At 70.9% G+C, this 13,401-nt stretch carries 14 protein-coding genes and 2 pseudogenes; 1 reads left to right on the top strand and 15 read right to left on the bottom strand.

From position 1 onward, the window contains the following. Positions 1 to 306: 306 nt before the first annotated feature. The 11 genes and pseudogenes from lgt to hisI form a co-directional block, all read right to left on the bottom strand. Positions 307 to 1,215, bottom strand: a complete 909-nt coding sequence (gene lgt / locus ACFV6H_RS13405) for a prolipoprotein diacylglyceryl transferase (protein ID WP_385541260.1) — start codon at positions 1,213 to 1,215, stop codon at positions 307 to 309. A 291-nt stretch (positions 1,216 to 1,506) separates the two neighbouring features. Beyond that, positions 1,507 to 2,331: pseudogene (locus ACFV6H_RS13400) on the bottom strand (thioredoxin domain-containing protein); the annotation flags it as partial. 75 nt (positions 2,332 to 2,406) lie between these two features. Then, positions 2,407 to 3,255 (bottom strand): tryptophan synthase subunit alpha, encoded by an 849-nt coding sequence (trpA, locus tag ACFV6H_RS13395; protein WP_385541258.1) that lies wholly within the window; start codon positions 3,253 to 3,255, stop codon positions 2,407 to 2,409. Then, positions 3,252 to 4,490, bottom strand: coding sequence for a tryptophan synthase subunit beta (gene trpB / locus ACFV6H_RS13390; RefSeq protein WP_384786079.1), 1,239 nt, complete (start codon positions 4,488 to 4,490; stop codon positions 3,252 to 3,254). Before trpB ends, trpA begins: the two co-directional genes overlap by 4 nt. A 131-nt stretch (positions 4,491 to 4,621) precedes the next feature. After that, positions 4,622 to 4,798 (bottom strand): tryptophan biosynthesis modulator TrpM, encoded by a 177-nt coding sequence (gene trpM, locus ACFV6H_RS13385; protein WP_385541256.1) that lies wholly within the window; start codon positions 4,796 to 4,798, stop codon positions 4,622 to 4,624. A 6-nt stretch (positions 4,799 to 4,804) separates the two neighbouring features. After that, positions 4,805 to 5,614 carry an indole-3-glycerol phosphate synthase TrpC gene (gene trpC, locus ACFV6H_RS13380; RefSeq protein ID WP_093603684.1) on the bottom strand — a complete coding sequence of 270 codons (810 nt, stop codon included), beginning with the start codon at positions 5,612 to 5,614 and terminating at the stop codon, positions 4,805 to 4,807. Between the two features lie 147 nt (positions 5,615 to 5,761). Next, entirely contained in the window at positions 5,762 to 6,277 is a 516-nt protein-coding gene (locus ACFV6H_RS13375; RefSeq protein WP_385541254.1) for a DUF2752 domain-containing protein, read from the bottom strand. A 154-nt stretch (positions 6,278 to 6,431) separates the two neighbouring features. Further along, positions 6,432 to 6,680: pseudogene (locus tag ACFV6H_RS13370) on the bottom strand (HGxxPAAW family protein); the annotation flags it as partial. Positions 6,681 to 6,824: 144 nt separating this feature from the next. Next, positions 6,825 to 7,532, bottom strand: coding sequence for a TIGR02234 family membrane protein (locus ACFV6H_RS13365; protein ID WP_385541252.1), 708 nt, complete (start codon positions 7,530 to 7,532; stop codon positions 6,825 to 6,827). Positions 7,533 to 7,546: 14 nt separating this feature from the next. Continuing rightward, positions 7,547 to 9,049, bottom strand: coding sequence for an anthranilate synthase component I (locus ACFV6H_RS13360; protein ID WP_384786067.1), 1,503 nt, complete (start codon positions 9,047 to 9,049; stop codon positions 7,547 to 7,549). Between the two features lie 37 nt (positions 9,050 to 9,086). After that, positions 9,087 to 9,539, bottom strand: coding sequence for a phosphoribosyl-AMP cyclohydrolase (gene hisI, locus ACFV6H_RS13355; protein WP_385541249.1), 453 nt, complete (start codon positions 9,537 to 9,539; stop codon positions 9,087 to 9,089). A gap of 85 nt (positions 9,540 to 9,624) precedes the next feature. Here hisI and ACFV6H_RS13350 point away from each other — a divergent pair, with 85 nt between their 5' ends. Continuing rightward, positions 9,625 to 10,257 carry a TIGR03085 family metal-binding protein gene (locus tag ACFV6H_RS13350; RefSeq protein ID WP_384979777.1) on the top strand — a complete coding sequence of 211 codons (633 nt, stop codon included), beginning with the start codon at positions 9,625 to 9,627 and terminating at the stop codon, positions 10,255 to 10,257. 33 nt (positions 10,258 to 10,290) lie between these two features. On the opposite strand, the gene ACFV6H_RS13345 is transcribed toward ACFV6H_RS13350, so the two are convergent. The 4 genes from ACFV6H_RS13345 to priA all read right to left on the bottom strand — a co-directional run bounded on the left by ACFV6H_RS13345 (position 10,291) and on the right by priA (position 13,399). After that, positions 10,291 to 11,280: an alpha/beta hydrolase gene (locus tag ACFV6H_RS13345; protein ID WP_385541247.1), complete on the bottom strand. Its 990-nt coding sequence runs from the start codon at positions 11,278 to 11,280 to the stop codon at positions 10,291 to 10,293. A 240-nt stretch (positions 11,281 to 11,520) separates the two neighbouring features. Beyond that, the gene (gene hisF, locus ACFV6H_RS13340; protein ID WP_093599985.1) at positions 11,521 to 12,276 is read right to left on the bottom strand and encodes an imidazole glycerol phosphate synthase subunit HisF; all 756 of its coding nucleotides are present in this window, start codon (positions 12,274 to 12,276) and stop codon (positions 11,521 to 11,523) included. Then, entirely contained in the window at positions 12,273 to 12,677 is a 405-nt protein-coding gene (locus ACFV6H_RS13335) for a RidA family protein (RefSeq protein WP_093599988.1), read from the bottom strand. The genes hisF and ACFV6H_RS13335 overlap by 4 nt, the downstream gene beginning before the upstream one ends. After that, positions 12,674 to 13,399: a bifunctional 1-(5-phosphoribosyl)-5-((5-phosphoribosylamino)methylideneamino)imidazole-4-carboxamide isomerase/phosphoribosylanthranilate isomerase PriA gene (gene priA / locus ACFV6H_RS13330; RefSeq protein ID WP_093600018.1), complete on the bottom strand. Its 726-nt coding sequence runs from the start codon at positions 13,397 to 13,399 to the stop codon at positions 12,674 to 12,676. Before priA ends, ACFV6H_RS13335 begins: the two co-directional genes overlap by 4 nt. Positions 13,400 to 13,401: the final 2 nt, after the last annotated feature.

Here is a 13,401-nt window from a genome sequence, read left to right as displayed (position 1 = left end):
CTACGGCCCCGACCCCCTCCCGCCGCACGCCCCCTGCGGGCCGCGAAACCCAGCCCGTCCGGCGATTGAGGACGGAACGGCCAACCCCGGCGCCGGGTGCCCGCTCGGTAGAGGCCAGCCCTTCGCCGTACTCCGGCCGCGAAATCCAGCCCGTCCGGCGTTTGAGGACGGAACGGCCCGCCCCGGTGCCGGGTGCCCGCTCGGTAGGGGCCAGCTCCTCGCCGTACTTCGGCCGAAGGCCGGAAAATCAAGCCCGTCCGGCGATTGAGGGCGGAACCGCCGACCCCGGCACCGGGAGGCGGAGCGTCAGGTTTTGTCGGCCGGTTCAGCCGGCACGGCGGAATCGGCGGCGTCCGCGTCCGCGTCAGACGCGTCCGTGGGCTTCGGCGGCGTCGCCGCCTCGCGCTCCGGCTCCACGATCTCCTCGCGTCCGGGACGTACCCGCGCCGACACCAGGAAGTAGACGACCGCCAGGACGAAGACGACGGCCGCCGTCCAGACGTTCAGCCGGACGCCGAGGATATGGTGCGCCTCGTCCACCCGCATGTACTCGATCCAGGCGCGGCCCGCGCAGTACGCCGCGACATAGAGGGCGAACACCCGCCCGTGTCCCAGCTTGAAGCGGCGGTCGGCCCAGACGATCACCAGCGCGACGGCCAGGCACCACAGCGACTCGTACAGGAACGTCGGGTGGTAGAGACCGGCCTCGCGGTTCGTGCCCGAGGAGATCTCCAGCGCCCACGGCAGATCCGTCGGCTTTCCGTACAGCTCCTGGTTGAACCAGTTGCCCCAGCGCCCGATGGCCTGGGCGATGACGATGCCGGGCGCGATGGCGTCCGCGTACGCCGGCAGCGGGATCCCACGGCGGCGGCAGCCGATCCAGGCGCCGACCGCGCCCAGCGCGATCGCGCCCCAGATACCGAGCCCGCCCTCCCAGATCTTGAAGGCGTCGACCCAGTTCTCACCGTCGCTGAAGTACAGCTGATAGTCGGTGATCACATGGTAGAGCCGCCCGCCGACCAGGCCGAAGGGCACCGCCCAGACGGCGATGTCGGCCACGGTGCCGGGTTTGCCGCCCCGGGCGACCCAGCGTTTGCCGCCGTACCAGACGGCGACGAAGACACCGATGATGATGCAGAACGCATAGCCGCGCAGCGGAAGCGGTCCGAGATGGAGCACTCCGGTCGACGGGCTGGGAATGTAGGCAAGGTCCATGGCAGAACCGACCGTACAGTGCCGGGCGGGATCTGAGGCAACCCGCCCGGCAACTTCTGGATAACGAGGTCAGACGGCAGGGGACGGAGCGACGGCCGTGGCGGGATCCGAGCCGGAGGATACGGCGGGCCCCGAAGCGGGAGCCGAAACCGGACCGGAAGGCGGAGCCGAAGCGGGAGCCGGGCCGGCGCCCGGGACGTCGGCCCCTGAGCCCGCGCCGGACCCGGCGCCCGGTTCCGCGTCCGCGCCCGGTCCCGCAGCCGGTCCCGAGGCTCCTCCCGTATCCGAAGCCGACGCAGGCGCCGAAGGCGTCTGCATCCCCGGCTTCTTGCCCTTGTTCGCCGCCGCGACCCACTTCTTCAGATTGTCCGGAGTGAGGTTCTCGCTGCCCTTCTTCGGGAACACCGGCTCCCCGTTGAGCAGCACCGTCGGCGTCCCGGAGAAACCGCCCGTCCTGAACTTCTCCGCGGATTTCTTCACCCAGTCGTCGTGCTTGCCCCCGTCCACGCACTGGCGGAATCCCGGCGCCGACTTCAGCCCTTCGACCTTGCCCGCCAGATCCAGCAGATGGCTGTTCTTGGCGAAGGCGTCGTTCGTCTCCGGCGGCTGATGCTGATACAGCACGTCGTGGTACGGCGAGAACTTGCCGGCGTCCTGGGCGCACGCCGCGGCATTGGCCGCGTGCAGCGAGCCGCTGCCGCCCATGTTGCCGTCGATGATCGTGGCGAGGTGATACTCGACCTTGAGCTGCCCGGCTCTCTCCAGCTCATGGATCGTGTCCCGGAAGGCGTTCTCGAACTGGGCGCACGCCGGACAGCGGAAGTCCTCCCACACCGTGAGCGTGGACGGCGCGTCCGGTGCTCCGACCGGGATCGCCAGATCGTCCGTGCCCTTGACGCCGGACGGCGCGCTCACCGATCCCGCCGCGTTGTCGCTCTTGTCCTTGCCGACCTCGGAGGCGACCACACCGATCACCCCGACGGCGCCGAGCACGCCGACGACCGCCACGGACATGACCACGGTGCGCCTGCGCCTCTCCCGCACCTTGTCCGCTTCACGTGCCTGCTGGAGCCGCTCTCTCGCGGTCCGTTTTCCCTCACGGTTCTTCTCGCTCACGCCACAGCAACGAACCGGGAAGGTGCCTGCGCACCTCCCCGGTCCCAGGTCCACCCGTACGTGTGAGATGAACCGTCAGCGCTTGCGAACGCCCTCGGCCAGCTCGGCCGCCAGCTCCCGTACCGCCACCAGTCCGGCCGCCGCGTCGGGCGCGTCCAGCATCCGCTTCACGAAGGCCGAGCCCACGATGACACCGTCCGCGAAGCCGGCGACCTCGGCCGCCTGCTCCGCGTTGGACACGCCGAGCCCGACGCACACCGGCATCGCGGTGGTGGCCCGGGTGCGCAGCACCAGGTCCCGGGCCTCCAGGCCCACCGACTCACGCGTACCGGTGACTCCCATCAGCGAGGCCGCGTAGACGAAGCCGCTGCCCGCCGAGGTGATCCTGGCGAGCCGCTCGTCCTTGCTGCTCGGCGCCACCACGAAGACCGTCGCCAGCCCGTGCTTCCCGGCGTGCTCGCGCCACAGCGCCGACTCCTGCACCGGCAGATCCGGCAGGATGCATCCGGCGCCGCCCGCCTCGGCCAGCTCGGCGGTGAAGCGCTCGATTCCGTACCGGTCGATCGGATTCCAGTACGTCATCACGAGGACCGGCTTACCGGTCGCCTCGTACGCCTCACGGACCGTACGCATCACATCGGCGATCTTCACACCGCCGCGCAGCGCGATGTCGTCGGCGGTCTGGATGACCGGCCCGTCGAGCACCGGGTCGCTGTGCGGCAGTCCCACCTCGACCACGTCCGCACCGCCGTCGAGGACCGCCTTCACGGCCTCGATCCCGCCGTCCACGGTCGGGAATCCGGCGGGCAGATAGGCGATCAGCGCGGCCCGGTCCTCGGCCTTCGCCGTCGCGAGCGTCTCGCTCAGCAGCGCGATGTTTCCGGTGTGTCCGCTGTGTCCGCCGTTTCCGCTGTTCCCGCTCACTTGGCGCTCTCCCCGTCGTACAGCCCGAAGTAGCGGGCGGCCGTGTCCATGTCCTTGTCACCGCGCCCGGAGAGATTGACGACGATCAGCCCGTCCTTCCCGAGCTCCCGGCCCAGTTCCAGCGCGCCGGCGAGCGCGTGCGCGCTCTCGATCGCCGGGATGATGCCCTCGCTGCGCGACAGCAGCAGCAGCGCCCGCATCGCGTCGTCGTCGGTCACCGCGCGGTACTCCCCGCGCCCGCTGTCCTTGAGATACGCGTGCTCGGGGCCGATGCCCGGATAGTCGAGTCCGGCCGAGATCGAGTACGGCTCGGTGATCTGGCCCTCCTCGTCCTGGAGTACGTACGACCGCGAGCCGTGCAGGATGCCCGGCTCGCCCGCGGTCAGTGTCGCGGCGTGCTCGCCGCTCTCGATCCCGTGCCCGGCGGGCTCGCAGCCCACCAGCCGTACGCCCTCGTCGGGGATGAACGCGTGGAAGAGCCCGATCGCGTTGGAGCCGCCGCCCACACACGCGACGGCGGCGTCGGGCAGCCGTCCGGCGCGCTCCAGGATCTGCCGTCTGGCCTCCACTCCGATGATCCGGTGGAAGTCGCGCACCATCGCGGGGAAGGGATGCGGTCCGGCGACCGTGCCGAAGAGATAGTGCGTACGGTCCACATTGGCGACCCAGTCGCGGAACGCCTCGTTGATGGCGTCCTTGAGCGTCCTGCTCCCGGAGGAGACCGGTACGACCTCGGCGCCGAGCATCCGCATCCTGGCGACGTTCAGGGCCTGGCGCCGGGTGTCGATCTCGCCCATGTAGATGGTGCATTCGAGCCCGAACAGCGCGCACGCGGTGGCGGTGGCGACACCGTGCTGTCCGGCGCCGGTCTCGGCGATGACACGGGTCTTGCCCATGCGCCTGGTCAGCAGCGCCTGCCCGAGCACATTGTTGATCTTGTGGGATCCGGTGTGGTTGAGATCCTCGCGCTTGAGGAACATCCGGACACCGCCGGCATGCTCGGCGAAGCGCGGCACCTCGGTCAGGGCGCTGGGCCGGCCGGTGTAGTTGACCAGCAGTTCGTTCAGCTCGGCGGCGAAGGCGGGATCGCCCTTGGCCTTCTCGTACTCGACGGCGACCTCGTCGACGGCGGCGACGAGCGCCTCGGGGATGAACTTGCCGCCGAAGGCGCCGAAGTATCCCTCGGCGCTGGGGACATGACCGTCGGGGTCGGGAACAAAGAACTCGGATGACACGCGAGAACTCCTCAGAAGCTCAGAGGCAACGGAGACGGAAAGAGAGCACCGTTTCGCGCCGAGGCGAGGCAGCCCGCGGCACGGCACCGTACGTACCACGTACGGTCACCGCGCCCTTGGTCCGGCCACGTCTAGCGCGCGGCCTCGCGCCATCGCATGCCGTTGACCTGGCCGGGCTCGTCGCCGATCACATAGCGCACGCGCCGGCCGTGCACCCGTCGCGCCGGCGCGCGGCAGCCACGCGGGCGGCAGCCACGCGCCAGCGCCGCGTGCGGCGTGTGCGATACGGGAACGGCGACGGCGTTCACAGCGAGTCAGTCCCTCCCGTGCCGCAGCGCCGGGTGGGCGCCCGCGGCGACAAGGTCGGCGACCGCGGACTTCGGGTCACGCCCGGTCACCAGCGACTCACCGACCAGTACGGCGTCGGCGCCGGCATTGGCGTACGCGATCAGATCGTGCGGTCCGCGCACGCCGGATTCGGCGATCTTCACGATGCCGGCCGGAATCTCGGGAGCGACGCGCTCGAAGGTGCCGCGGTCGACCGCCAGTGTCTTCAGATCGCGCGCGTTGACACCGATGATCCGCGCGCCCGCGTCCACGGCCCGCTCGACCTCCTCCTCGTCATGCACCTCGACCAGCGGTGTGAGCCCGATCGACTCAGCCCGCTCGATCAGCGAGACCAGCGCCGGCTGGTCGAGTGCGGAGACGATCAGCAGCACCAGATCGGCGCCGTACGCACGCGCCTCCCAGAGCTGGTAGGAGGTGACGATGAAGTCCTTGCGCAGGACCGGGATGTCGACCTTGGCCCGTACGGCCTCCAGATCGGCCAGCGAGCCGCCGAAGCGCCGCTGCTCGGTCAGTACGGAGATGACGGCCGCGCCGCCCGCCTCGTAATCGGCGGCGAGCCCCGCCGGATCCGCGATCGCGGCCAGCGCGCCCTTGGACGGGCTGGAGCGCTTGACCTCGCAGATCACCTGGACGGATTCGCCGCGCAGCGCGGCCACTCCGTCCTTGGCCTCGGGTGCCCTGGCCGCGCGCTGTTTCAGCTCATCGAGGCCGACGCGCGCCTGCCGCTCTGCGAGGTCGGCGCGGACGCCTTCGATGATCTCGTCGAGCACACTCACGCGAGGGGCCCCCTTTCCTGGACGGGTCTGGATCGGTCTGGGCCGGTACTGGTCCGGTAATGGGATCAGGATCAGCCATATCGATGCTATCCGGAAGTGACCGAAGGCTTCGCATCCGGTTGGCCGAGCATGCCACTGCCTGGGCATTCATGGTGCGAGCGACGAGCCGAAGGGCAGATTTCTGATGACTGTGAAGACCAGGATCACCGCGCCAAGCGTCCACCACCAGACAGGCCCGAGAGTGATCCGTACCGGCATGCCTCTCCCGGCCCGTACCACCCAGACCGTCCACACGACGGCGAAAACCGCGTAGCCGAGGACCGCGAGGGCATTGGCGCCGAGGGCGGTGACGGGATCGCCGTGGGCGACGGCGTAGGCACTGCGCAGTCCGCCGCAGGCCGGGCAGTAGAGCCCGGTCAGCCAGTAGAGCGGGCAGACCGGGTAGTGGCCGGTTTCATTCGGGTCGACCAGACCGACATAGGTCCAGGCCGAGGCGATCCCGGCGAGGACGCCGAGCGGCGGAAGAACGCGCCGTACGAACGAGCGCCGTACGAACGGGCCCGGGGCCTGTCGCGGCGGGAAGGCGGGCACGCCGGAGGGCGCCCGGGACGGGTCGTGTGCGGAGGTCGGCATCGCGTCCACCCGGTGATTGTCGCCGCTCATACGGAAGGACGCAGCCCGGCCGTGCCGGACTGCGTCGGGGTGCGGAGCGCCGGCCCGGTCAGGCGGTCTGCGTCTGGGGCTCGCTCGTCGTCTCGGCCTTCGCCTCGGTCTTCACGGTCGCGCTCGCCACCTGGACCGGCGCCTGCGCCTGGACCTGCGGCTTTCCGGCGAGCTGCCGGGCCCGCACCAGCTCCTCGGACTCCTTGGGCGTGCCCAGGCCCGCGGCCTTCATCGCCAGACCGACGACACCGCCGAGCAGGATGAGACCCATACCGGCCCAGAAACCGGGCGAGTTCGCCGCCACCATGAAGACTCCGGCGACACAGAAGCCGACGAAGGAGATGATGGAACCGGTCCAGGCCGCCGGGGTGTGTCCGTGTCCGTGCTGGCTGCTGCCCGCCATAAGTTGCTCCTCGTTCCTGTTGCCCTGTCGCGCGCCGCGTGGGTCCGCGCCGACGGTGTGGGTCTGCGCTGGGTGAGCCGGACGCTCATCGGCCATTGTCCCGCATCGGATTCCCGTTCGGCCCCGGGGGTCGGGCGGTGTGGTTCAGCTCTCGCGCCCGGTGTCCTCGCGCGTCGGGTCCTCGCCGCGGTCCAGCGCCTTCCACAGGTCCTCGGGACGGTCCGGGTCCACGACGGGCGTACGCCGGGCACCGCGCCCGGAGGCCGCGCCCGCGCCGGAGCCACCTGAGCTCGTCGGGCCGGACCGTTCGTACCGTCCGGACATCGCGGGCCACTGGCTGCCGTACAGCACCGCGAGCGCTCCGGCGAGCAGGATCAGCACACCGCCGGCCGTGGTCACATAAGGCCAGGCGGTGTGGCTCAGCGCGTCCACCGTCGCGGCGGTGTCACCGGTGGTCCTGGCGGCCAGTTCGTCCAGTGCCGAGCTGTCCGACGCGCCGAGGAAGGCCGCGAGGGCCGCTCCGGCGCCGCTCAGCGCCAGCAGGGCGGAGACCAGCAGCCGTCCGGCCCTGCGGACGGCGAAGACGGCGACGAGCGCCGCGAGACCGACGACGGCGAGGGCGGCGGGCACGCCTGTCACATCACGGCCGTCGGCGTCGAGCGGTATGGAACCGCCGCCGACGGCCGCCGTGCCCTCGGCCCAGGTCTGGCCGGAGGCGATCAGCGCCACGGCGGCGCCCGCGGCGCCGAGGAACAGGGCCGCCGCGAGACCACGGCGACCGCCGCTCGACGCGGTGGCCGCCGGGCGGGCGGCATGGGGCTGGGGTACGGGTACGGCGCTCACGTACCCCACTATCCCCTACCGTGTCATCCGCCGTTCAGGCGGTTGGCGGTATGCACGGCGCGGAGCACGGCCGCCGCCTTGTTGCGGCACTCGATGTCCTCGGAGACCGGGTCGGAGTCGGCGACGACGCCCGCTCCCGCCTGGACGTACGCCGTGCCGTCGCGCAGCAGCGCGGTACGGATGGCGATGGCCGTGTCGGAGTCCCCGGCGAAGTCGAGATAGCCGACGCAGCCGCCGTACAGCCCGCGCCGGGTGGGCTCCAGCTCGTCGATGATCTGCATGGCGCGCGGCTTGGGCGCTCCGGAGAGCGTGCCCGCCGGAAAACAGGCGGTCAGCACGTCGAAGGCGGTCCGGCCCTCGGCGACGCGCCCGGTCACCGTGGACACGATGTGCATGACATGCGAGTAGCGCTCGACCGACATGAAGTCCACGACCTCCACGCTGCCCGGCGCGCAGACGCGGCCCAGATCGTTGCGGCCGAGGTCCACGAGCATGAGGTGCTCGGCGCGCTCCTTGGGATCGGCGAGCAGTTCCTCGGCGAGGGCCTGGTCCTCCCGCGGTGTGGCGCCGCGGTGCCTGGTCCCGGCGATCGGATGCACCATCGCGCGTCCGTCCTCGACCTTGACCAGGGCCTCGGGGCTGGAGCCCACGACGTCGAAGGCCTTGCCGTCCTGGTGCGGGAAGCGGAAGAGATACATGTACGGCGACGGATTGGTGGCCCGCAGCACCCGGTAGACATCGAGGGCGCTCGCGGTGACGGGCGTCTCGAAGCGCTGCGAGGGAACGACCTGGAAGGCCTCGCCCGCCCTGATCCGTTCCTTGATGTCCTCGACGGCGGCCCGGTAGTCCGGTCCGCCCCAGAGCGCGGTGTACTCGGGCAGCTCGGAGGCGGGCAGCGCGGCCGGCGCGGAGTGCAGCGGCTCGGCGAGATCGGCGGCCATGGCGTCGAGCCGGGCGACGGCGTCCGCGTACGCCTCGTCCACACCGGTGTCCAGGTCGTTGTGGTTGATCGCGTTGGCGATCAGCAGGACCGTGCCGTCCCAGTGGTCGAGTACGGCGAGGTCCGAGGTGAGCAGCATGGTCAGCTCGGGGATGCGCAGATCGTCGCGCGCGTGCTCGCCGATCCGCTCCAGCCTGCGGACGATGTCGTAGCCGAGATAGCCGACCATGCCGCCGGTGAAGGGCGGCATGCCGGAGGAGAGGTCGCGCGGGGTGTGCAGGGCCTCCACGGTGGCGCGCAGGGCGGCCAGCGGATCGCCGTCCACGGGGACTCCGACCGGCGGAGTGCCGAGCCAGTGGGTGCGGCCGTCGCGCTCGGTGAGCGTGGCGGCGGACCGTACGCCGATGAAGGAGTAGCGGGACCAGGAGCGGCCGTTCTCCGCGGACTCCAGCAGGAAGGTCCCGGGACGCTCGGCGGCGAGCTTGCGATACAGGCCGACCGGGGTGTCGCCGTCCGCGAGGAGGCGCCTGCTGACGGGGATGACACGGCGGTCCACCGCCAGCTTGCGGAAGGTCTCAAGGTCCATGGCGGCTGACCCTACTCGGTGGAACGGACCGGTCCGTTCACCGTCCGAGCGGCAGGACATCCGCGTCGAAGCAGGTGCGCGCGCCGGTGTGGCAGGCGGCCCCGACCTGGTCGACCTGGACCAGAACGGTGTCGGCGTCGCAGTCCAGGGCGACGGACTTGACGTGCTGGACATGGCCGGAGGTGTCGCCCTTGACCCAGTACTCGCGGCGGCTGCGGGACCAGTAGGTGCAGCGGCCTGTGGTCAGGGTGCGGTGCAGGGCCTCGTCGTCCATCCAGCCCAGCATCAGCACCTCGCCGGTGTCGTACTGCTGGGCGATGGCCGGGAGCAGTCCGTCGGGCGTGCGCTTGAGCCGGTCCGCGATGGCGGGATCGAGTCCGCGGCTCGGGCCGGGGGCTCCGGTGTCGCCGGGAGCGGCTGCGTCGCCGGGTGTGCCGGTGGTTCCGGTGGTGCCGGACGGCGTACTGGGCGTGCTGGACGTACTGCTCATGCGTCCCATTGTGCCGCGCCCGCGCCGTTGACCGGGCCCGCCGTCCACTGGGCGGACGGGGCCGGGCAGCCGTACGCTGGGAGCCATGTCAACCCATGCCAAGCGTGAACGGCTTCTGCTCGCCGACCTGTTGGAAGCCGCGGGCCCGGAGGCGCCGACGCTCTGCGACGGCTGGCTGACGCGGGATCTCGCGGCCCATGCCGTGGTGCGCGAGCGCCGCCCGGACGCGGCGGGCGGTGTGCTGGTGCCCGCGCTCAGGAACCGGCTGGAGCGGGTGCAGGCCGAGTATGCCGCGAAGCCGTACGAGGAGCTGATCCAGCTCATCCGTACGGGACCGCCGCGGCTGTCGCCGTACGGCATCAAGCAGATCGACGAGGCGGCGAACGCGATCGAGTTCTATGTGCACGCCGAGGATGTGCGGCGGGCGCAGCCCGACTGGACGCCGCGCGAGATCGACCGTGTCTTCGCGGACACGCTCTGGTCGCGGCTGGAGAAGGGCGGCCGGATGCTGGGCCGCAAGTCGCCGGTGGGTCTGGTGCTGCGCCGCCCGGACGGCCAGACGGCCGTGGCCCACCGCGGCACACCGGTGGTGACGGTCACCGGTGAGCCGGGTGAGCTGGTGCTCTTCGTGTTCGGACGGCAGAGCGTCACGGATGTGGAGCTGGAGGGCGACAAGGACGCGATCGCCCGGCTCCAGGAGGCGAAGCTCGGTATCTGAGCGGTCCCGTCGAAGGGCGTCAGGAGAAGGGCGTCAGGAGTGCGGGCAGTTCCCTCGGTACTCCGCGATCGTCGGGCCCGGCACCGGCAGCGGGCAGAGGAACTGCTCGTAGCGGGTGTCGTTGTCGATGAACCGCTTCAGCCAGGACACGCTGTACTTGGCGATCGTGGTGTTCGCCGTGATCGGTGTCCGGTGGACGGCGCCCTTCAGCTCCAGATACGCCTTGTCGAGCGTGCCGGGCAGTGACGCGTAGAACGGCTCGGAGTGCGTGGCGACCGGCGCGACCGTATCGCCGTCGGCGCCGACCACCAGGGTGGGCGTACGGACCTCGGGCCAGGTGGTGTCCAGGTTCCAGCCGGTCAGCGGGATGGCCGCCTTCAGGGACGTACGGCTCTTGGCGGCCTCCAGGGAGCCGCCGCCGCCCATCGAGTGGCCCATGACGCCGAGCCGCGTGCGGTCGATCCGGTCACTCACCGCCGAATCACCCGTCAGATAGTCCAGTGCGGCAAGGAGTTGACGGCCGCGCCCGGCGGGCTGGTCGAGCACGGTGATGGTGTCGATGGTGAAGACGACAAAGCCCTGCGAGGCGAGGCGCGGTCCGTACCAGGCGATGCTGGACTGGGTGCCGGTGAAGCCGGGCGAGATGGCCACCGCGCCGAAGGTGCCGTCCGCGGTGGAGGTCGGATAGTAGACCGTGCCGCCGCCGAAGCCGCTGACGCTCGACCGCGCGACGGTGAGCTGTGAGACGGCGTACGGGCCGAGAGGCGCCTCGATGGCGGCCACGGTCGGCGCGGGCCCGCGCTCGTACGGATTGGCTGCGGCCTCGGCGGACCGGGCGGCCGTGGCAGCCGGCGCGGCCGAAGCCGTGCCGGAGATCAGCGCGGCGAGGAGCCCGGCGGTCGCGGCAGCCGTGGCGGCCGGGCTCCAGATGGTTCGCGTACGTCGTGTACGTCGGGCACTTCGTGTCCTTCGTGCACTTCGGGTACGAGCGGGGGTACGCGGCTGGGCGTGCTGTGGCTGCACGGTGGGGGCCTCTCGGTCGTGACGGAGCCACACCGGAAGCCGTCGGACGCACCGGAGTGGAACCGCGATTGTCACTGGCGGTTCCACTCTCGCGGTGCATTCGCCCGGAAAGCACCGGCGAGTTCACCGGTCTTCACCAGTTCTCGTCAGTCTTCCCCGGATTTCACCGGATTCCACCATCTTCCATAAACGGACCTGCGTGCTCCGGGTGTTGGCCCGGCTCCGGGCCACCAGCCGTACTCAGCGCACCGGATGGCCCGCTTCCCGCAGCGCGTGCTTGACCTCCGAGATCCGCAGATCGCCGAAGTGGAAGACGGAGGCGGCCAGCACGGCGTCCGCGCCCGCGTCGATGGCGGGCGCGAAGTCCGCGAGCCGGCCCGCGCCGCCGGACGCGATCACCGGCACGGTCACATGCCGGCGCACGGCCGCGATCATCTCGGTGTCGTAGCCGTCCTTCGTGCCGTCCGCGTCCATCGAGTTCAGCAGGATCTCCCCGGCGCCCAACTCGGCCGCCCGGCGCGCCCATTCGACGGCGTCGATACCGGTGCCCTGCCGTCCGCCGTGCGTGGTGACCTCGAACGAGCCGGACGGAGTGCGCCGCGCGTCGACCGACAGCACCAGCACCTGCCGTCCGAAGCGCTCGGCGATCTCCCGGATCAGCTCGGGCCGCGCGATGGCCGCGGTGTTGACACCGACCTTGTCCGCGCCGGCCCGCAACAGCTTGTCGACATCCTCGGTGGTACGGACGCCGCCGCCGACGGTGAGCGGGATGAAGACCTGCTCGGCGGTGCGGCGCACCACGTCGTAGGTCGTCTCCCGGTCGCCGGACGACGCGGTGATGTCGAGGAACGTCAACTCGTCGGCGCCCTCCGCGTCATACAGCTTGGCCATCTCCACGGGATCGCCGGCGTCGCGCAGATTCTGGAAGTTGACGCCCTTCACGACGCGTCCGTTGTCCACGTCCAGACAGGGAATGACCCGTACGGCGAGGCTCATCCGGCACCTCCTCGGTAGGCCTCGACCTCGACCTCGACAAAGAGACTCGGATCGATCAGCCCGGCGACGACGATCATCGAGGCGGCCGGGCGCACGGTGTCGAAGAGCTCCTTGTGGGCACGGCCGACCTCCTCGGCGTCCCGGACATGGGTGAGGTACATCCGTGTACGGACCACATGCCCGGCGCCGAGGCCCAGTTCCGCCAGCGCCTTGACGGCGACACCGAAGGCGGTCTTGGTCTGCTCGTACGGACCGCCCTCCGCGATCCTGCCGTCGACCACCGAGGTGCAGCCGGACACCAGCACCAGGCCGTTGGGCAGTTCGACCGCGCGGGAGTAGCCGAAGGACTCCTCCCAGGGCCCGCCCGAGGAGATCCTCCGCACGCCCGCGGTGTCGGTCATCCGCGCACCGCCGTCAGCGCCTCTTCCAGCGTGAACGCCTTGGCGTAGAGCGCCTTGCCGACGATCGCGCCCTCGACTCCCACGGGCACGAGCGAGGCGATGGCGCGCAGATCGTCCAGCGAGGAGACACCGCCGGAGGCGACGACCGGCTTGTCGGTGGCGGCGCAGACATTCTTCAGCAGCTCCAGATTGGGGCCCTGGAGAGTGCCGTCCTTGGCGATGTCGGTGACGACGTAGCGGGCGCAGCCCTCGGAGTCCAGCCGGGCCAGCGTCTCGTAGAGGTCGCCGCCGTCGCGGGTCCACCCACGGCCGCGCAGTGTGGTGCCGCGTACATCGAGGCCGACCGCGATCCGCTCGCCGTGCTCGGCGATGATCCGGGCGACCCACTCGGGGCTCTCCAGCGCGGCCGTACCGAGGTTGACCCGGGTGCAGCCGGTGGCGAGGGCCGCGGCGAGCGAGGCGTCGTCGCGGATACCGCCGGAGAGTTCGACCTTGATGTCCATGGCCGCGGTGACCTCGGCGATCAGCTCACGGTTGTCGCCGGTGCCGAACGCGGCGTCGAGGTCGACAAGATGCAGCCACTCGGCGCCGGAGCGCTGCCAGGCGAGGGCGGCTTCGAGAGGAGAGCCGTAGGACGTCTCCGTACCGGACTCGCCGTGGACGAGCCGTACGGCCTGGCCGTCACGGACGTCGACGGCGGGAAGGAGTTCGAGCTTCGGCACAA

This window comes from Streptomyces sp. NPDC059743, assembly GCF_042732975.1.
Lineage (GTDB): Bacteria > Actinomycetota > Actinomycetes > Streptomycetales > Streptomycetaceae > Streptomyces.
Note: the sequence above shows the minus strand (reverse complement) of the source record. Positions and strands in the feature narration are given on the sequence as shown.

Coding starts and splice junctions, on each gene's coding strand:
- lgt (WP_385541260.1), bottom strand. CDS start 1,215: ATGGACCTTGCCTACATTCCCAGCCCGTCGACCGGAGTGCTCCATCTC.
- ACFV6H_RS13375 (WP_385541254.1), bottom strand. CDS start 6,277: ATGAGCGGCGACAATCACCGGGTGGACGCGATGCCGACCTCCGCACAC.
- ACFV6H_RS13360 (WP_384786067.1), bottom strand. CDS start 9,049: ATGGACCTTGAGACCTTCCGCAAGCTGGCGGTGGACCGCCGTGTCATC.
- hisI (WP_385541249.1), bottom strand. CDS start 9,539: ATGAGCAGTACGTCCAGCACGCCCAGTACGCCGTCCGGCACCACCGGA.
- ACFV6H_RS13350 (WP_384979777.1), top strand. CDS start 9,625: ATGTCAACCCATGCCAAGCGTGAACGGCTTCTGCTCGCCGACCTGTTG.
- hisF (WP_093599985.1), bottom strand. CDS start 12,276: ATGAGCCTCGCCGTACGGGTCATTCCCTGTCTGGACGTGGACAACGGA.
- ACFV6H_RS13335 (WP_093599988.1), bottom strand. CDS start 12,677: ATGACCGACACCGCGGGCGTGCGGAGGATCTCCTCGGGCGGGCCCTGG.